Annotated in this window: 16 protein-coding genes; 13 read left to right on the forward strand and 3 right to left on the reverse strand. The window is 74.0% G+C overall.

The features are described 5' to 3' along the window. Window positions 1-44: 44 nt before the first annotated feature. Window positions 45-809, reverse strand: coding sequence for a site-2 protease family protein (locus tag WCD41_RS02855; RefSeq protein ID WP_337711859.1), 765 nt, complete (start codon window positions 807-809; stop codon window positions 45-47). Between the two features lie 325 nt (window positions 810-1,134). Here WCD41_RS02855 and WCD41_RS02860 point away from each other — a divergent pair, with 325 nt between their 5' ends. The 3 genes from WCD41_RS02860 to WCD41_RS02870 all read left to right on the forward strand — a co-directional run bounded on the left by WCD41_RS02860 (window position 1,135) and on the right by WCD41_RS02870 (window position 5,476). Continuing rightward, window positions 1,135-1,395 carry a WhiB family transcriptional regulator gene (locus WCD41_RS02860; RefSeq protein WP_337711860.1) on the forward strand — a complete coding sequence of 87 codons (261 nt, stop codon included), beginning with the start codon at window positions 1,135-1,137 and terminating at the stop codon, window positions 1,393-1,395. Window positions 1,396-1,514: 119 nt separating this feature from the next. Next, complete coding sequence (locus WCD41_RS02865; protein ID WP_337711861.1) at window positions 1,515-5,057, forward strand: glycosyltransferase; 3,543 nt, start codon at window positions 1,515-1,517, stop codon at window positions 5,055-5,057. A gap of 32 nt (window positions 5,058-5,089) precedes the next feature. After that, entirely contained in the window at window positions 5,090-5,476 is a 387-nt protein-coding gene (locus tag WCD41_RS02870; protein WP_337711862.1) for a VOC family protein, read from the forward strand. On the opposite strand, the gene WCD41_RS02875 is transcribed toward WCD41_RS02870, so the two are convergent. Beyond that, a complete protein-coding gene (locus WCD41_RS02875; RefSeq protein ID WP_337712323.1) occupies window positions 5,473-5,877 on the reverse strand; it encodes a metallopeptidase family protein in 405 nt (134 codons plus the stop codon). The genes WCD41_RS02870 and WCD41_RS02875 overlap by 4 nt on opposite strands. Before the next feature lie 247 nt (window positions 5,878-6,124). On the opposite strand from WCD41_RS02875, the gene WCD41_RS02880 reads away from it, so the two are divergent. From WCD41_RS02880 to WCD41_RS02910, 7 genes are all read left to right on the forward strand, one after another. Further along, window positions 6,125-6,598 (forward strand): DUF3499 domain-containing protein, encoded by a 474-nt coding sequence (locus WCD41_RS02880; protein ID WP_337711863.1) that lies wholly within the window; start codon window positions 6,125-6,127, stop codon window positions 6,596-6,598. Between the two features lie 104 nt (window positions 6,599-6,702). Beyond that, the gene (locus tag WCD41_RS02885) at window positions 6,703-8,166 is read left to right on the forward strand and encodes a phosphomannomutase/phosphoglucomutase (RefSeq protein WP_337711864.1); all 1,464 of its coding nucleotides are present in this window, start codon (window positions 6,703-6,705) and stop codon (window positions 8,164-8,166) included. A 23-nt stretch (window positions 8,167-8,189) separates the two neighbouring features. Then, window positions 8,190-8,411 carry a Trm112 family protein gene (locus tag WCD41_RS02890; protein WP_337711865.1) on the forward strand — a complete coding sequence of 74 codons (222 nt, stop codon included), beginning with the start codon at window positions 8,190-8,192 and terminating at the stop codon, window positions 8,409-8,411. Window positions 8,412-8,417: 6 nt separating this feature from the next. Beyond that, complete coding sequence (locus WCD41_RS02895) at window positions 8,418-9,539, forward strand: hypothetical protein (protein ID WP_337711866.1); 1,122 nt, start codon at window positions 8,418-8,420, stop codon at window positions 9,537-9,539. A gap of 39 nt (window positions 9,540-9,578) precedes the next feature. Beyond that, window positions 9,579-10,796, forward strand: coding sequence for a mannose-6-phosphate isomerase, class I (manA, locus tag WCD41_RS02900; protein WP_337711867.1), 1,218 nt, complete (start codon window positions 9,579-9,581; stop codon window positions 10,794-10,796). 67 nt (window positions 10,797-10,863) lie between these two features. Beyond that, window positions 10,864-11,814, forward strand: a complete 951-nt coding sequence (locus WCD41_RS02905; RefSeq protein ID WP_337711868.1) for a cation diffusion facilitator family transporter — start codon at window positions 10,864-10,866, stop codon at window positions 11,812-11,814. Window positions 11,815-11,978: 164 nt separating this feature from the next. Further along, window positions 11,979-13,535: an amino acid permease gene (locus WCD41_RS02910; RefSeq protein WP_337711869.1), complete on the forward strand. Its 1,557-nt coding sequence runs from the start codon at window positions 11,979-11,981 to the stop codon at window positions 13,533-13,535. Window positions 13,536-13,589: 54 nt separating this feature from the next. On the opposite strand, the gene WCD41_RS02915 is transcribed toward WCD41_RS02910, so the two are convergent. After that, window positions 13,590-15,224: a long-chain fatty acid--CoA ligase gene (locus WCD41_RS02915; protein ID WP_337711870.1), complete on the reverse strand. Its 1,635-nt coding sequence runs from the start codon at window positions 15,222-15,224 to the stop codon at window positions 13,590-13,592. Between the two features lie 489 nt (window positions 15,225-15,713). On the opposite strand from WCD41_RS02915, the gene ahcY reads away from it, so the two are divergent. The 3 genes from ahcY to mtrA all read left to right on the forward strand — a co-directional run bounded on the left by ahcY (window position 15,714) and on the right by mtrA (window position 18,883). Next, the gene (gene ahcY, locus WCD41_RS02920; protein ID WP_337711871.1) at window positions 15,714-17,198 is read left to right on the forward strand and encodes an adenosylhomocysteinase; all 1,485 of its coding nucleotides are present in this window, start codon (window positions 15,714-15,716) and stop codon (window positions 17,196-17,198) included. Window positions 17,199-17,492: 294 nt separating this feature from the next. Continuing rightward, window positions 17,493-18,209 (forward strand): dTMP kinase, encoded by a 717-nt coding sequence (locus tag WCD41_RS02925; RefSeq protein WP_337711872.1) that lies wholly within the window; start codon window positions 17,493-17,495, stop codon window positions 18,207-18,209. Then, window positions 18,206-18,883: an MtrAB system response regulator MtrA gene (mtrA, locus tag WCD41_RS02930; protein ID WP_337711873.1), complete on the forward strand. Its 678-nt coding sequence runs from the start codon at window positions 18,206-18,208 to the stop codon at window positions 18,881-18,883. Before WCD41_RS02925 ends, mtrA begins: the two co-directional genes overlap by 4 nt. Window positions 18,884-18,896: the final 13 nt, after the last annotated feature.

Raw genomic sequence — 18,896 nt, forward strand, 5'->3', positions numbered from 1 at the left:
TCCTCCCCGCCACCGACGGCGGGCCGCCCCGGGTCGGCGCCCGCTCAGCGCAGCAGGGAGACGAACTGGTCCTGCCCCACGGCCGCGAGGCCCGAGTCGCCGCCGACGAGCGTGAACAGGGCGTCGGCGACGGTGAACAGCACCGAGGCCGCGGGGGCGAACAGGAACAGCAGCAGGATGAAGCCGAGCGGCGCGTACGGCGCGATCCGCGCGGCGGCGGTGCGCGTGCGCCACGGCAGGTAGGGGTCGAGGACGCCCCAGCCGTCGAGGCCCGGCACCGGCAGCAGGTTCAGCACGAACGTCAGCACCTGGATCAGGCCGAGGAACGTCAGTGCGGCGGCGAGCGGCAGCGGGGGCGCGGTGAGCGCCACGCCGAGGGCGATGAGGCCGGCGAGCACGAGGTTGGCCAGCGGCCCGGCCAGCGACACGGCGCTGATCGCGACCCGCGACCGCAGGGCGGCCCGCTGGATCCACACGGCGCCGCCGGGCAGCGGGATGCCGCCGAGGAGCAGGAACAGCAGCGGCAGCACGAGGGTGAGGCCGACGTTGGCGTAGCGGCGGATGTCGAGGGTGAGGTAGCCCGCGGCGCGCACGGAGTGGTCGCCGCACCGGTCGGCGGTGAGCGCGTGCGAGAACTCGTGCAGGCACAGCGACACCGCCCAGCCGGCGAGGACGAGCAGCACGGTGCCGCCGACGACGGCGCCCTCGGCGGGCAGGAGCGTCAGGGCACCCCCGGCCGCGGTGAGCACCAGGAGGGCCAGGAAGATGGGGCTGACCGGCGAGCGCAGCCGGGACGTGCGGGGGGTCACGGCTCCAGTGTCCCCGACCCGGCAGGGCCGGTCGGAGCAGCCGGAGAGCGAAAAGCCGCGGCATTGCTACGGATAGCGCATGACGCTCACCGCATGTGACGACCGGTCGTCGCGACATGCGGCCACACGGGGCCCCCGGCTTGACCCGGATGGAACGACACCGGTGTAATTCCTACGCGATGACACGTCGGTGCGGGGCCGGCGCCTCGTCCACTCAGTGGGGGCCGGGGGGAGTCGAGGCGAGGGAGGCGTCGTGAACGGTGCGGAGAGCGGGTCGGTGGTGCTGGGTAGCGAAGGATTCGCGGCTGGCCGGAGCCAGGTCGGGATGAGGGACGTCCTCTCCGAGCTCGCGATGGTGACCGAGGACGAGCAGGAGTGGCAGGAACGCGCGCTCTGCGCGCAGACCGACCCGGAGGCGTTCTTCCCCGAGAAGGGCGGCAGCACCCGGGAGGCGAAGCAGATCTGCAACAGCTGCGACGTCCGCAGCGAGTGCCTCGAGTACGCCCTCGGGCACGACGAGCGCTTCGGTATCTGGGGCGGGCTCTCCGAGCGCGAGCGGCGGCGTCTCAAGCGCCGCGCCGTCTGAGCGCTGGGCAGGGCGGCGCCCGACCCCCACCGTCCCGGCTCCGGGACGGGTCCTAGTCTCGGACGCCGACCGCAGCGTGGGCGCCCTCGGGTGGTGGCCCGAGGGGAAGGACGGCGCCCGTGGCTCGACCTTCCCCGGTGGCTGGACCGGCGCCCGTGCTCGCGGTGCTCGTATGCCACGACGGTGAGACCTGGCTGCCGGCCACGCTCGACGCGCTGGCCCGCCTGACCCGACGTCCGCGCTGGGTGATCGCCGTCGACACCGGGTCCGCCGACGGCACGGCCGGCGTCCTCGCCGCGAGCAACCAGGTCGACGTGGTGCTGCGGATGCCCCGCGACACCGGGTTCGCCGAGGCCGTCCACACGGCCGTGGACGATGCCGACCGCCGCTGGGGCCGGAACGCCCAGGTGGGTGCGAACGGGTCGGGGGACTGGATCTGGGTCCTCCACGACGACGCCGCGCCCGCGCCGGACTGCCTCGGGGTCCTGCTCTCGGTCGCCGCGACCTCCCCGTCGGCCGCGGTCCTCGGGCCGCTCTGCCTCGACTGGGACGACCCGCGGCTCGTCGTCGAGGCCGGTGTCTCCATCGACGCGTCCGGCTCGCGGCAGACCGGCATCGGGGCCGACGAGCTCGACCTCGGCCAGTTCGCGACGAACTCCGAGGTGCTCGCGGTCGGGTCCGCCGGCTCGCTGGTGCGCCGGCGCGAGTGGGACACCCTCGGCGGCTACGACACCGCGCTCGGCCTGCTGCGCGAGGACGTCGACTACGGCTGGCGGGTCAACCGCGCCGGCGGGCTCGTGCTGTGCGCGCCTTCGGCGCGCCTGCGCCACGCCCGCGCGCTGACCACGCGCGTCCGCACGCTCGACACGGCGGGCGTCGACCCGCGCTACCGGGCCACCGACCGCGCCCACGGCGTCCGGACCTTCCTCGCCAACTGCTCCAGCCCGGCCTTCGTGCTCGGGCTCCTGCGGCTGCCGGTGCTCGCGGCGCTGCGGGCCCTGGGCCTGCTGCTGGTCCGGCGCGCCCGCGCGGCGGGCGCCGAGGTCGCCGGCCTCGGCCGGGTGCTCGGCTCCGGACCCGGGCTGGCCGATCTCGCGGACGCCCGCCGACGGCGCAGCACCGGCGCGACCGCCCTGCCCCGCGAGCTGCGCGGGCTCCTCACCAGCCGCACCACCCGCCTGCGCAACGCGGTGCGCGGCGGGCTCACCTCCCTCGTGCGGGGCCGCCTGCGCGAGGAGCTCGACCTCGGGCGCCTGCCCGAGTGGGCCGAGCGCAGCTCGCGGGAGGACAGCGCCGCGGACGACGGGGACGAGGGCGCCGCCCGCCGCCGCGCCGTCGGCCCCGAGGCCCTGCCCGCCGGCGCGGCCCTGCGGCGCCGGCGGACCGCCGGTCTGCGGCGTCCCGGCGAGTCCCTCGCGGTGGCGCTGCCCGGGCCGCGGGCGCCCGCCGACGCCCTCTCGTCGACCGAGCCGCCCACCGAGGCCGTCGCGCCGGTCCGGCCGAGCGATCCCCGGCCCGCGCCCGACGGGGAACGCGTCGTCTACGTCCCCATCACCCCGGGCCGGGTGGCGCGCGAGCTGCTGCTCGCGCCGCCGCTGCTGCTGGTGGTCGGCCTGACCCTGGTCTCGGTGCTCACCCAGCGCGCCCGCCTCGGGCTCGGCCTCGCCGGCGGGCGCATCGCCGAGGTGCCGGGCCTGCGCGAGCTCTGGTCGTCCTACCTCGCGGGCTGGCACCCGATCGCGGGCGGCACGGGTGCGCCCGCCCCGGCCGCGCTCGCCGTCGTGGGGGTGCTCGGCGGGCCGGTGGTGCCGCTGGGCGGTCCGCCCGCCGCCGTGTCGCTCCTGCTGGTCGCGGCGCTGCCGCTGGCCGGGCTGTCCGCGTACCTCGCGACCCGGGAGCTGCGGGTGGGGCGCGTGCTGCGCGCTCTCGCGGCCGCCGTCTACGCGCTGCTCGGGACCACCGCGGGCGCGGTCGCGCAGGGCCGCCTCGACGGCGTGGTGGCCGCGATCCTGCTGCCCCTGGTGCTGGCCGGCGTCGTCGCGGTGCTGCGCGGCGTGCGGGTGGCGGGCCGGCGCGGGTCCTGGTGGAGCACCGCCGCGGGCACGGCGCTCGCGCTCGGCGTCGTCAGCGCCTTCGCGCCGCTGGTGCACGCGCTGGTGCTCGTCGTCGTGGTGATCGGTTTCGTGCTGGTCCCGGCGCCGCCCCGGGCGGCGGGACGGCGCGCCATGTCCCTGGCCGTCATCGTCGTGCTGCCGGTGCTGCTGCTCCTGCCGTGGCCGACGGTGCTGCTCGCCGCACCCGAGGTGCTCCTGCACGGCACCGGGTCGCCGGTGGCCGAGCGGTTCGTCGGCGCCCTCGACGTCCTGTCGCTCGATCCCGGCGGTGCCGCGACCATCCCCTGGGTGGGCCTGCTGCTGGTCCTTCTCGCGGTCGGCGGGGCGCTCGTCGCACCGCGGCGGGCGGCGGTGCCCGGGCTCGCCCTGCTGCTGCTCGGCATCGTCGCCGCCGGCGTGGTCGGGTCGTTCGCCCTGCCCCCGCTCGCGGGCGGTGATGCGCGGCCCGGCTGGACCGGCCCCGCGCTCGCCGTCGCGACCTGCGGGGCGCTGTGGAGCCTGCTCGCCCAGGTCGCGGCGGCCCGCGCCGAGCCGCTCGGCCGGCTCCTGGGGCGGCGCGACCCGGCCGACCGGGCCCCGGCGCGACGGGGTGACTCGGAGCTCGACCTGGGCGGGGCGGGTCTCGGCGGGCGGCTCTCCGGGGCGTTCGAGGGCCTGGCCGGCCGCCTCCGTCCGCGCGCCTCCGGCACCGACCGCAGCGCCAGGGCCCGCGGGGTCGCCGTGCCGGTGGTCGCGACGGCGGTGGTGGCCCTGGCGGTGCTGACGGTGCTGCGCGGCGGCGCGGGGCCGCTCGCCGACACGGGTGCGCCCGCTCTCGCGCCCCGGCTCGCCGAGGACCTCGCGGCGTCGGGCGCCCGGGTGGTCGTCGTGACCGGCGACCCGGACACCACCCGCCGCGCCGGCCCGGAGCTCCCGCGCTACGGCGACGACGACCTCGCGCCCGTCGGCGCGTCCCCCGCCCGGCTGCAGCGCGACGTGCGCGCGCTGCTCTCCGGCGACCCGGCCACGGCCCAGGCGGGCGTCGCCGAGCTCGCCACCGGCGGCACCGGCCTGGTGGTGCTGCCCGACGCCGAGACCGCGCGCTCGGTGCGCCTCGCCGCGGGCCCGCTGCTCACCGACGCCCCGCCGGTCTCCGACGGCCGCCCGACCGCGCGGGTCGCGCTGCCCGTGGCCGGCGCGGTCCTGCTCGAGCCGCCGGTCTCCGACGACGCCACCGAGGCCCGGGCCGCCCCGCGCCGTCCCGCGGGCCTGACGACGGTGCCGTCGGACCTGCCCACTGTCGCGGTGCGCGTGTCCCCGGGCGCCGACCGCCGCCTGCTCGTCGTGGCGGCGGAGCTCGAGTCGGGGTGGACCGCGAGCGTCGGCGGCGCGCCGGCGGAGGTCGTGCCCGCGTGGGGCCACCTCGTCGGCGTCGCGGTGCCCACCGGCGGCGGGGCCGTCGTCGTCGACCGCGACGACACCGTGCGGCTGCTGCTCCTGCTCCTGCAGCTCGCGCTCGTGCTGTTCACGGCGATCTCGGCGCTGCCGTCGCGGACGCGGCTGGACTAGCGCTGTCGGGGGGTCGCCCTAGGCTCCCCGGCATGTTCGACCACGTCGGATTCCCCTGCGGTGACGTCGAGACCTCCGTCGCCTTCTACACGTCGGTGTTCGCGCCCCTCGGCCTCGCGGCCGCGGTGCGGATCCCGACCGGTCCGCCCGGAGCGCCCGAGGTCGTGGGCCTCGGCGCCGGCGGGCACCCGGGCTTCTGGCTCGCGCCCGGCCAGGGCGTCGAGCAGGAGCTGCACGTCGCCTTCACCGCGCCGGACCGCGCCGCCGTCGACGCCGTGCACGAGGCCGCGCAGGCCCACGGGGCGGAGGTGCTGCACGCGCCCCGGATCTTCACCGAGTACCACCCCGGCTACTACGCGGTGTTCCTGCGCGACCCCGACGGCCACAACGTCGAGGCCGTGCACCACACCTGGGGCTAGTCCTCGCCGGCGATGGTGTCGGGCTCGACGTTCAGGTAGCCCGCCACCTGCTCCACGAGCACGTCGTGGAGCAGGTCGGCGAGGTCCTCGCCGTCGAGCGCCCGGGCCTCGAGGGGGCGGCGGTAGAGCACGATGCGCGCGCGGGTCACGGCGCCGCGCCGGTCCATGCCGGCCGGCACGAGACGCGCGAGCGGGACCTCGCCGTCGCCGAGCACGGCCTCGTCGTCCACCGGTGAGCGCGTGCCCGACGGCACCTCGGGCACGTCGTCGACGGCCACGTCGAGGTCGGCGAGCTCCATGCTCCACCGTTCCTCGATCGGCTCGAGGGCCTCGAGCACCAGGGCGTCGAAGCGTTCCGCGCGCGTGCGCGAAGCAGGCGACCCCGAGGGGTAGAGCGGCATCCGCAGGCCCCGCCCGCGACGGTCCCGGCGACGACGGCGCGGCCCGGGGGCCGGCGTGCCGCCGCGGCGGCTCGCGCTCCTGGTCACGGCCCCGGAGCCTACGCGCGGCCCGGGAGCGCGGCTGGCACCCGCCGCGTGCGGCCGCCGCCGTGGGACGTCCCGGAAGACCGTGGGCGGGTACCGGGCCCCCGACGCGCCGCGCGCGCCTGCGCCGTCAGGGCCGTTCGGCGGACTACTGTCCTGCTTCGTGCGAGGAGTGCGGAAGTGCTCACGGACCGGGTGTGGTCACGCGGCCGTGGCCACCCTGACCTATGTCTACTCGGACTCGACCGCCGTGGTCGGTCCGCTGGCGACGAGTGCCGAGCCCCACTCCTACGACCTGTGCGAACGCCACGCCGTCCGTCTCACCGCTCCGCGCGGGTGGGAGGTCGTGCGCTACGAGGGTGACTTCCCGGCGGAGCCCACCGCCGACGACCTCACCGCCCTCGCCGAGGCCGTGCGCGAGGCCGGTCGTGCCGACCGCCCGCTCGACGGCTCGGACGGACGCCCGCGGGTGACGGCCGGGTCCGGCGCCGGCTCCCACGGCACCGGCGGGTTCCCGCCGGTCCCGCCGCCGGGCATGGCGACCGGGATGGCGACGGGGGTCGCGGGCGGTGTGGCGAGCGCCCCGACCGGGCGACGGGGGCACCTGCGCGTGCTGCCCGACCCGGCCTCGGGCTGACCCGGACCGGGACAGCCGGATCGGTCGCGGACCACCGTTCACCCATCGGCGGACGTGTCCGCCCGGCGGGCGCAGCGGCCCCGGCGCGCCGATAGGCTGGCGACGTGGCGCAGCAGGGGACACAGCAGGGCACCGCGCCCGACCGGGCCCAGGTGATCGACCAGGTCGTGAAGGCCTACGACATCCGCGGCCTGGTGGGCAGTCAGCTCGACGCGGCCTTCGTGCGCGACGTGGGGGCCGCGTTCGCCCACGTGCTGCAGGACGAGGACGCGAAGGGCACCGGGTCCGGCCTCGGCGGGGGCAAGGGCATCGTCGTCGCCCACGACATGCGGGAGTCCTCGCCCGAGCTCGCCGACGCCTTCGCCGAGGGCGTCACGGCGCTGGGGGTGAACGTGGTCGCCATCGGTCTGGCCAGCACCGACATGCTCTACTACGCCTCGGGTGCCCTCGAGATGCCGGGCGCGATGTTCACCGCGAGCCACAACCCGGCGACCTACAACGGCATCAAGCTCTGCCGCGCGGGTGCGGCTCCGGTGGGGCAGGACTCCGGACTCGACGAGATCGCCGCGCTGCTCGACCGCGGACCCGGCGAGGTGACCTCCGGCGCGGACGCGGGCGAGCGCGGCGAGGTCACGCAGCGCGACATGCTCGAGGACTACGCCGCGTTCCTACGCTCGCTGGTCGACCTCGCGGGCGTCCGGTCGCTCTCGGTGGTGGTCGACGCGGGCAACGGCATGGCCGGGTACACGGTGCCCGCGGTGCTGGACCCGCTGCCGATCGAGGTCGAGCCGCTCTACTTCGAGCTCGACGGTTCGTTCCCCAACCACGAGGCCAACCCGCTCGACCCGGACAACCTGCGCGACCTGCAGCGCAAGGTCATCACCCTCGGCCGGGTGGACGCCGGGCTCGCCTTCGACGGTGACGCCGACCGCGTGTTCCTCGTGGACGAGAAGGGCGACGCCGTCAGCCCCAGCGCGATCACCGCGCTGGTCGCGAGCCGCGAGCTGGCGAAGCACCCCGGCTCGACGATCATCCACAACCTGATCACCTCGCGCGCCGTGCCCGAGATCGTCACCGAGGCCGGCGGGACGCCGGTGCGCTCGCGGGTCGGGCACTCGTTCATCAAGGGCACGATGGCCGAGACCGACGCCGTGTTCGGCGGCGAGCACTCGGCGCACTACTACTTCCGCGACTTCTGGCGCGCCGACTCGGGGATGCTCGCGGCCCTGCACGTGCTCGCGGCCCTGGGCGAGCAGGACCGGCCGCTCTCGGAGCTCATGGCGCAGTACTCGCGCTACGCGGCGTCCGGCGAGATCAACTCCACGGTCGACGACCCGCGCGCGGTGATGGCCGAGGTCGAGCAGACCTTCGGCGACCGCGACGGCGTCACCACCGACGACCTGGACGGTCTGACCGTCACGCTCCCGGCCACAGGAGACCAGCCGGGCTCGTGGTTCAACCTGCGCCCGTCCAACACCGAGCCGCTGCTGCGGCTCAACGTCGAGGCCGCCGACGACGACGCCGTGGCCGCGCTGCGCGACGAGGTCCTCGACCTCGTCCGAGGCTGAACCGACCGGGGAGGAGACCGCACATGCCGCTCGGTCTGGACGACGACCTGCTCGAGATTCTCGCGTGCCCCGCGCCCGATCACGGGGCGCTGCGCCCGGGCACGCCCGAGGACGCCGACGACGCGGTCAGCCCCGTGCTGACCTGCACCGTCTGCGACCGGCGCTACCCGGTCACGGACGGTATCCCGGTGCTCCTGCTGTCCGAGGCGACCGGGGGACCGGAGTCGAACGACCGGCAGGGGTGAGGCGTGATGCTCGACGACGCCCTGCTCTCCGACGAGACCCGCCTGCTCGCCGCCGACCACGACGGCATCCTGCGCGCGGTCGCGACGGCGGGCGCCCAGGTGCGGGCAACCGCGGAGGCGGCCCGTGAGGCCGGCGTGTTCACCGAGCTCGCGGGCCTGCGCCCCCGCGCGCTCGTGCTGCTGACCCGGCCCGGCACCACCGAGTCGGCCTGCCGCCTCATGGCCGCGCTGATCACCCCGACGGCGCCGCTCCCGGTGATCGTCAGCGGGGTCGCGCCGCCGTGGCTCGGCCCGCTCGACGTCGTCGTGGGCACCCACCGCGGGCGGGAGGGCGACCCGGTCGAGGCCGACGTCGCCGAGGCGGTCCACCGGGCGGTGCGCCGCGGCGCGCACGTCGTGCTCGCCGGCCCGGCCGAGGGGCCGGCGGCCGCCGCGGGCGCGGGTCGCGCGCTCGCGGTCACGCCGCGCCTGACGCTCGCGGTGCCCGGCGAGGACGCCGACGGCCTCGACACCGCCACCGTGCTCGCCACCGGCCTGGCCGTGGCCCGCGCGCTCGACCTGCTCGACCTCGACCTCGACGATCTCGCCGACCGCCTCGACGCCGAAGCCGAGCGCGACGGCCCGCGCGGGGAGGCGTTCGTCAACCCGGCCAAGAGCCTGGCCCTGCGCCTGGCCGAGCGCACGCCGCTGCTGTGGGGTGCCGACCCGGTCGCGGGCCTGCTCTCCGGCTACGGGGCGACGGTGCTGGCCACGCACGCGGGCGTCGTCGCCCAGGCCACCACCGCGGCCGCGGCCGCCGCCCAGCCGGCGCTGCGGGCGCGGCTGGTCGAGAGCTCCGGGGAGGCGTCGATCTTCGCCGACCCCTTCGACGACCCGGCCCCGGCGGCACCGCCGCCGCGGCTGGTCCTGCTGGCGGTGCGTGAGGACCTCATGACGCGCCGGCTGGTCAGCGACGTCGGTGCCCGCCACCCGGGCGCGGACGTCCTCGAGATCGACGACGTCGACCTGGCCGGGGAGGGGCCCGCGCCGGACGCGCTGCGCGCGGCCGTGCTGGCCACCCGGCTCGACTTCACCGCGGTCTACCTCGGTCTGGCCCTCGGGGCGCGGGCGACCGGGGTCCGGACCTGATCCGCGCTCGGCGCGGTCACGACACGGAGGCAGGAACAGGTGGAGGTCCTGAGGGGCAGCGTGCGCACGTACACGTGGGGGTCGCGCACGCACCTCGCCGAGCTGCTCGGCGATCCGGTCCCGTCACCCCACCCGCAGGCCGAGCTGTGGCTCGGCGCGCACCGTGACGAGCCGTCCCGGTTGACCGGCGGCGACCGCACCCTGGTCGACGCCCTGCGCGACGACCCGACGGGCACGCTCGGGCCCGGGCGCCGGCAACGCTGGTCGGACCGCCTGCCCTATCTGCTCAAGGTGCTGGCGGCCGAGGAGCCGCTGAGCCTGCAGGCGCACCCGTCGGCCGAGCAGGCCGCCGCGGGCTACGCGCGCGAGGAGGCGGCAGGGGTGCCGCGCACGGCCGCCGAGCGCAACTACCCGGACCCGCTGCCGAAGCCCGAGCTCCTGTGCGCGCTCACGGAGTTCCACGCGCTGGCCGGGTTCCGCGAGCCCGCCGAGACCGTCCGGCTGCTGCGGGCGCTCGACGTGCGCGCCCTCGACCACCACACCGAGCTCCTCGCCGCCCAGCCCGACGCCGACGGCCTGCGGGCGCTGTTCACCACGTGGATCACGCTGCCGCAGCGCGCCGTCGACGAGCTGGTGCCCGCCCTGCTCGACGGGTGCGTCGCCCACGCCCGCGGGCACGGCGAGTTCACCACCGAGGCGCGCACGCTGCTCGACCTCGGCGAGCGCTACCCCGGTGACGCGGGCGTCCTCGCCGCGCTGCTGCTGAACCGCGTCGCGCTGGCCCCGGGGGAGTGCCTCTACCAGCCGGCCGGCTCGCCGCACTCGTACCTGGCCGGCGCCGGGGTCGAGCTCATGGCGAACTCCGACAACGTGCTGCGCTGCGGGCTGACCCCGAAGCACGTCGACGTCCCCGAGCTGCTGCGGGTGCTGGACTTCGCGCCCGGGGCGCCGACCCTGCTGCCCGGGGAGGGGACCGGCCCGGTCACGCGGTTCACGCCGTCCGAGTACTTCAGCCTGGCCCGCTGCTCCTTCGACGGCACCGAGGAGAAGGACGCCGACCTCGGCATCGAGGGCCCCCGGATCGTCGTCACCGTCGAGGGGACCGTGCGGGTGAGCACGTCGCGGGGGCAGACCCAGGAGGTCGGCCGGGGCACCGCCGCCTGGGTGCCGGCGTGCGACGGGCCGGTGACGATCGGCGCGGTGGACGGCCCGGCGCTCGCGTTCGCCGCTGCGGACGGGCTGGGCGACGGGCAGTAGATTTCACCCCGCACTCACACACCGCCCGAAATCCGTCCCGGCCGAGTCCATCCCCAGGAGGTGCCCCGTGTCCGCATCCGGAGGCGGCAAGGCGATCATCGCCGCGCTGGCCGCCAACGCCGGCATCGCCGTGGCCAAGTTCGTCGGCTTCGTCATCACGGGCTCGTCCTCGATGCTCGCCGAGAGCGTCCACTCGGTCGCCGACACCGGCAACCAGGGCCTGCTGCTGCTGGGGCGCAAGCGGGCCAAGCGCGCCGCGACGCCGGAGCACCCGTTCGGCTTCGGCCGCGACCGGTTCTTCTACTCGTTCGTCGTGGCGCTGCTGCTGTTCAGCCTCGGCTCGGTGTTCGCGATCTACGAGGGCATCCATAAGCTCTCGTCGCACGAGGAGCTGACGTCCCCGATCGTCGCGGTGGTCATCCTCGTCGTCGCGATCGTGCTCGAGGGGTTCAGCTTCCGCACCGCGGTGCACGAGTCCCGCGAGCTCAAGGGCGACGCGACGTGGTGGGGCTTCATCCGCCAGTCGGTGAACCCGGAGCTGCCGGTCGTGCTGCTCGAGGACACCGGCGCGCTGATCGGGCTCGTCCTCGCCCTGGGCGGCGTGGGGCTCTCGACGCTGACCGGCGACCCGATCTGGGACGCGGTGGGCACGATCTGCATCGGCATCCTGCTCGGGGTCATCGCGATCATCCTCATCGTGGAGACGAAGAGCCTGCTGATCGGCGAGGGTGCGAGCCCGCCGCTGGTCCGCACGATCACCGACTCGCTGGTCGGCGGCCCCGTGGAGCGCGTCATCCACCTGCGCACCCAGTACCTCGGTCCCGAGGAGCTGCTCGTCGCCGCGAAGATCGCGGTCTCGTCGTCGCTGCCCACCGAGACGGTGGCCGAGGCGATCGACCACGCCGAGGCCCGGCTGCGCGCCGCCGTGCCCGAGGCGCGGCTGGTCTACCTCGAGCCCGACCTCGACCGCTCCGACGCCGGACCCGTCGACGAGGCACTCGACCCGACTCCCCGCTGATCTCCCGCTGATCTCCACCGGGCGGACGCCGGAGCACGTCCGCTCGGCCCAGCGAGGTGAACACGCCGTCACGGATTCGGTCGTCTGCGTACTCATCGGCGGGGTTCCCGGGCGTAAGGTCCCGCCCGACCACGGACCGACCGGTCGGACCTTCAGGAGTGCCCATGACGTCGACCCAGCCGCAAGGCGGGCTCTTCCGGACCAAGTCGGTGGAACAGTCCATCGCCGACACCGACGAGCCGGGCAGCAAGCTCCGGCGCGAGCTCGGTGCCTTCGACCTCACCGTCTTCGGTGTCGCGGTCCTCATCGGTGCCGGCGTCTTCACCATCACGGCGCGCGTCGCCGGTGACATCACCGGACCGGCCATCGCGATCTCGTTCGTGATCGCCGCGATCGCCTGCGGGTTCGCCGGCCTCTGCTACGCCGAGTTCGCCTCGACGGTGCCGGTGGCCGGCAGCGCCTACACGTTCTCCTACGCGACGTTCGGCGAGTTCATCGCCTGGATCATCGGCTGGGACCTCGTCCTCGAGTACGCCCTCGGCGCCGCGGTGGTCTCGAAGAGCTGGGCGCAGTACCTGGGTGAGCTGTTCGGCGGCAGCAGCACTGCCGCCTCCTTCGAGGTCGGTCCGGTGACCTTCGACTGGGGCGCGGTCCTCGTGATCGCCGCCCTGACGGTGGTCCTCGTCATGGGCATCAAGCTCTCGAGCCGGGTCTCGACGATCATCACCTCGGTCAAGGTGCTCGTGGTGCTGCTCGTCATCGTGGTCGGCCTGTTCTACGTCAAGGCCCAGAACTACTCGCCGTTCATCCCGCCGCCCGGGGGCGAGCGCTCCAGCGGCGGCGGGGGCGACGCGTCGCTGCTGTCGCTGATCGCGGGCAGCGACGGGTCGAACTTCGGCATCTACGGCCTGCTCGCCGGCGCCTCGCTCGTGTTCTTCGCCTTCATCGGCTTCGACGCGGTGTCGACCACCGCCGAGGAGACCAAGAACCCCCAGAAGGACCTGCCCCGCGGGATCCTCGGCTCGCTCGGCGTCGTCACGATCCTCTACGTCGCCGTCTCGCTCGTGCTGGTGGGGATGGTCAACTACACCCAGCTCTCCACCCCGCCCGGCAGCGAGGAGAGCGCGACCCTGGCGACGGCGTTCTCGCTCGTCGGCGCGAACTGGGCCTCGACGGTCATCTCGATCGGTGCCCTCGCCGGCCTCACCACCGTGGTCATGGTGCTCATGCTCGGCCAGAGCCGCGTCTTCTACGCGATGAGCCGCGACGGGCTGCTCCCGCGCAACCTCGCCCAGACGGGCTCCCGCGGCACCCCGGTGAAGATCACGATCATCATCGGCACGCTCTGCGCCGTGCTCGCCGGCTTCTTCCCGATCGACGAGCTCGAGTCGATGGTCAACATCGGCACGCTGTTCGCGTTCGTGCTGGTGGCGGTGGGCACGGTCTACCTGCGCCGCCGGCGCCCGGACCTGCCGCGCGGCTTCACCGTCAAGGCCCTGCCCCTGGTGGCCACCCTCGCGGTGATCTGCTGCCTCTGGCTGATGATCAACCTGACCGTCGAGACCTGGATCCGGTTCATCGTCTGGATGGTCCTGGGCGTGGTCATCTACTTCGCCTACTCGCGCCGCAACTCCGTGCTCGGCAAGCGCGAGCGCGGCGAGGAGGCCTCGGTGACCAACCCGGGCGGCGGCCCGAGCGCCCCGCCGACCCAGCCGCAGTAGTCCCGCACACGACAGCGCCCCCGGAGCCTCGGGCTCCGGGGGCGCTGTCGTCGCTCAGGCCTTCGCGGGCGCCTGGTGGCCGGCGAACTTCTCGCGCAGCGTCTTCTTCGAGAACTTGCCCGTCGAGGTCTTGGGCACCTCGTCGATGAACACGACGTCGTCGGGCACCTGCCACTTCGCGACGCGGGTCGCGATGTGCTCGAGCACCGCCTCGCGGGTCAGCTCGACGCCCTGCTTCGGCACGACGCACGCCAGCGGGCGCTCCGACCACTTCTCGTCGGGGATCGCGATGACCGCGGCCTCGGCGACGCCCTCCATCGACATGATCTCGTTCTCGAGGTCCACCGAGGAGATCCACTCACCACCGGACTTGACGAGGTCCTTGGTGCGGTCGACGAGCTTGACGTAGCCGTAGCGGTCGATCACCGCGACGTCCCCGGTCTTGAGCCAGCCGTCCTCGGTGAACTGCTTGCCGCCGTCCTCGTTGCCGTAGTACGAGGCCGCGATCCACGGCCCGGCCGCCTGCAGCTCGCCCGAGGTCTCGCCGTCCCAGGGCAGGACCTCGCCGGAGTCCGGGTCGCAGATGCGCAGGTCGACCAGCGGCGACGGGGTGCCGGCGGTGGCCCGCACGTCGGCGAGCTCGTCGTCGGACAGGCCGTCGTGGACGCTCTTGAGGACGCCGGTGGTCGCGATCGGGCTGGTCTCGGTCATGCCCCACGCCTGCGTGATGGGCAGGCCGATCTTCTGGCGCCACGCCTCGGACAGCGACTTCGGCACCGCCGACCCGCCGCAGAGCAGCAGGCGCAGGTCGGGCAGGTCGCCCTCGGAGAGCTCGGGCAGGACGCCCATCCAGATCGTCGGGACACCGGCGGTGACCGTGATGTGGTGGTCGCGCAGGATGCCGGCGATCGCCTTGGGGGTCATGTTCGGCCCCGGGAAGACGATCGAGGAGCCGGCGAACACCGCCGCGTACGGCGTGCCCCAGGCGTTGGCGTGGAACATCGGCACGATCGGCAGCAGGGTGTCGCGCTCGACGAGCCCGGCGACGTCGGCCATGAGCACCGCGATGGAGTGCAGCACCGAGCTGCGGTGCGAGTAGACGACGCCCTTGGGGTTGCCGGTGGTGCCCGACGTGTAGCACATCGCGGCGGCCTGGTTCTCGTCCGCGATCTCGAAGCGGCCGGCGAACGGCTCCACCGACTCGAGCAGCTCGTCGTAGTCGAGGATGCGCTCGTCGTCGGGGATCGCGGTGTCGGCGCCGTCGTTGATCACGATGACCTTGCGCACCGTCGTCATCTCGTCGACGTGCGGCCAGAACTGCGGCAGCAGCGACCGGTCGACGAAGACGACCTCGTCCTCGGCGTGGTTCGCGATGTAGATCAGCTGCTCGGTGAACAGCCGGATGTTCAGCGTGTGCAGCACGCGGCCGCTGCACGGCACCGCGAAGTAGAGCTCGAGGTGCGCCGGGCTGTTCCAGCTGAACGTGCCCACGCGGCCCTCGGCGGAGACGCCGAGCGCGTCGAGCGCCGCCGCGGCACGCCGGACCCGCTGGGCCCAGGTCGCGTAGTCGGTCCGGTGCACCGTGCCGCCCGCGCCGACGCCGACGATCGGCTTGTGGGCGAAGAGCTGCTCGGCGCGGTGGAACACGTGCGGCAGGGCGAGTGGGTAGTCCTGCATCTGTCCGAGCACGTCCGTGGCCTCCTGGATGCCTGGTCTTCTGGGTCGGTCCCTGTGGTTCCGGTCACGCATCCTACGGACCGGCGCCCGGAATCACCCCCTCGCCGGAATCGGGATGCGCAGTGTGACCCGGCTGACGCACTCCGTGGCGTTCCGGACCAGACCTGCGCGGACGGGTCACCGGACGCGGGCGAGCGGCCCCGGTCGCGGCGCGTTCCGGTTGACCGTCCATGGGGCCTGTGCTGGACTTCCTTCCACGGCATCGATCGCACACCTCGTGCGAACGGAAGCTGTCGAGTGGCGCTGCAACGGACGTCCCGCGGGGCATCCGCCACGCTCGGCAGTGGTCCGCACCATCGCAAGGGCGCCTGTGGATGGTGGTGAACCGTGCGCTCCAGCCCGTGACCTCCCGGTGTGTCCCGTCCACCGGTCGAGACGCACCGCAGGGTCGGGCGAGACCACGGTCCGCCGCCGCCGACACACCCGAGAAGACGAGGAGTCATGACGAACGCAGTGGGCACCGTCAACGAGAAGTACGCCGAGAAGAACGGCATCGACTTCGCCGTAGCCGACCTCAGCGAGGCCGACTTCGGGCGCCGGGAGATCCGGCTGGCCGAGCACGAGATGCCCGGTCTGATGGCGCTGCGCCGGGAGTACGCGGAGGCCAAGCCGCTGCACGGTGCGCGCATCTCCGGCTCGCTGCACATGACGGTGCAGACCGCCGTCCTCATCGAGACCCTGGTGGAGCTGGGCGCCGAGGTCCGCTGGGCCTCCTGCAACATCTTCTCCACCCAGGACCACGCGGCCGCCGCGGTCGTCGTCGGCCCGCACGGCACCCCGGAGCAGCCGAAGGGCATCTCCTGCTTCGCCTGGAAGGGCGAGACGCTGGAGGAGTACTGGTGGTGCGCCGAGCAGATGCTCGCGTGGAAGGACTCCGAGACCCGCGGCCCGAACATGATCCTGGACGACGGTGGCGACGCCACGATGCTCGTCCACAAGGGTGTCGAGTTCGAGAAGGCCGGCGTCGTCCCGAGCGTCACCGCCGAGGACCCCGCCGAGTACCAGGTCGTGCTCGAGACGCTGCGCCGCAGCCTCTCCGACGACCCGCAGCACTGGACCAAGGTCGCGTCCGGCATCAAGGGCGTCACCGAGGAGACCACGACGGGCGTCCACCGCCTGTACGAGTTCTTCGACCAGGACAAGCTGCTCTTCCCGGCGATCAACGTCAACGACTCGGTCACGAAGTCGAAGTTCGACAACAAGTACGGCTGCCGGCACTCGCTGGTGGACGGCATCAACCGTGCCGTCGACGTGCTGATCTCCGGCAAGAAGGCCGTGATCTGCGGCTTCGGTGACGTCGGCAAGGGCTCGGCCGAGTCGCTGCGTGGCCAGGGCGCCCGCGTGACGGTCACCGAGACCGACCCGATCTGCGCGCTCCAGGCGCTCATGGAGGGCTACGACGTCAACGTCCTCGAGAACGTCATCGAGGAGGCCGACATCGTCATCACGACGACCGGCAACAAGGACATCGTCACCCTCGACCACATGAAGCGGATGAAGCACCAGGCGATCCTGGGCAACATCGGCCACTTCGACAACGAGATCCAGGTCGAGAAGCTCGAGAAGTCCGGCGCCAACCGGATCAACATCAAGCCGCAGGTCGACGAGTGGAAGTTCGAGGACGGCCACTCGATCATCCTGCTGAGCGAGGGCCGGCTGCTGAACCTCGGGAACGCCACCGGCCACCCGAGCTTCGTCATGTCGAACTCGTTCGCGAACCAGACGATCGCGCAGATCGAGATCTTCACCAAGCCCGGTGAGTACCCGATCGGCGTGTACCGCCTGCCCAAGCACCTGGACGAGAAGGTCGCGAAGGTCCACGTCGAGGCGCTCGGCGCGGAGCTGACCAAGCTCACCAAGGAGCAGGCCGAGTACATCGGCGTCGACGTCGAGGGCCCGTACAAGCCGGATCACTACCGCTACTGAGGCGGCGCGCCCGGCGGTGAGCAGCGAACGCGCTGTTCGCAGCTTCTAGGCGTCCGAACTCCCCGTTGATCACCGAGTGATCGCGGGCGGGGCGCCGTCCCGCACTGACCGAAGGGCCCCTTCGCTCGATTCTTCCGAGCGAAGGGGCCCTTCGGTCGTTCCGGGTGTTGGGGGCCGGGGGTGGCGGGGGCTGATCTCCATCTCGGCGACCGTCTCGCGACAGGTATCCCCACCCGATCCGAGCGAAGGTGCCCTTCGCTCAGAACGCACGGGGCTCCCGCATAAGGTCTCGGCGTGGGCGTGATGGTGGCCGTCGAGGGACTCGACGGCGCGGGTAAGGCGACGCTGGTCGCCGCGCTCGCCGACGCCGCCGCCCGTCGTGGGGCCACGGTCGGCACGTTCGCCTTCCCGCGCTACGACGCCGACGTCCACGCCGCCCTGGCGGGCGAGGCCCTGCACGGCGCGCACGGCGACCTGCGGTCCTCGGTGCACGCGATGGCCGTGCTGTTCGCGCTCGACCGGTCCGGTGCCGCGCCGGAGCTGCGCGCGGCGAGGGACGCCCACGACCTCGTCCTCGTCGACCGCTACGTCGCGTCCAACGCCGCCTACGGGGCCGCGCGGCAGGAGGAGGACGCGGACGGCGGGTTCGTCGCGTGGGTGCGGGCGCTGGAGATCGCGCGGCTCGGCGTGCCGGTGCCCGACGCCCAGGTGCTGGTCCGCGTCCCCGGGGATCTCGCCGCGCGGCGCGTCCGCGAGCGCGCCGCCGCGGATCCGTCGCGTACTCCTGACGGGTACGAGTCCGACGCCGCCCTCCAAGCGCGGTGTGCGCAGGTGTACGACGAGCTCGTCGCGCGGACATGGCTCGCGCCCTGGTCCGTGGTCGGGGCCGAGGAGGGGCGCGCGGCGCTCACCCGAACGGCTGAGTCGGTGGTCGCAGAACGACTCGGAGACGGAACGTCGCGCGGGATCGCCTCCGGATCGTCGGTGAGAAGTGACACCATTGAGACATGAGCTCGCGGATCCTCGTGGTGGACGACGACGCCTCGCTGGCGGAGATGCTGACGATCGTCCTCGAGGGCGAGGGCTTCGAGACCACGGTGGTCAACGACGGGCCCGCCGCCCTGCCCGCCCTGCGCGAGAGCGCGCCCGACCTCGTGCTGCTCGACCTGATGCTCCCGGGCATGAACGGCATCGACGTGTGCCGGGCCATCCGCGCGGAGTCCGGGGTGCCGGTGGTCATGCTGACCGCGAAGACCGACACCGTGGACGTGGTGCTCGGGCTGGAGTCCGGCGCGGACGACTACGTGGTCAAGCCGTTCAAGCCCAAGGAGCTCGTCGCGCGCATCCGGGCGCGGCTGCGGCAGTTCCCCTCCGAGCCCGCCGAGCAGATGCAGATCGGCGACGTCACCATCGACGTCCCGGCCCACCAGGTGCGCCGCGACGGGCGCACGGTGCCACTCACGCCGCTGGAGTTCGACCTGCTGGTGGCGCTCGCGCGCAAGCCGCGCCAGGTGTTCACCCGCGAGGTGCTGCTCGAGCAGGTGTGGGGCTACCGCCACGCCGCCGACACCCGGCTGGTCAACGTGCACGTCCAGCGGCTGCGCTCGAAGGTCGAGGTCGACCCCGAGCACCCCGAGGTCGTGCTGACGGTGCGCGGGGTGGGGTACAAGGCCGGCCCACCCTGATCGGCGTGCCCCT

Origin of the sequence: Actinomycetospora aeridis (genome assembly GCF_037400275.1) — a bacterium.
Lineage (GTDB): Bacteria > Actinomycetota > Actinomycetes > Mycobacteriales > Pseudonocardiaceae > Actinomycetospora > Actinomycetospora aeridis.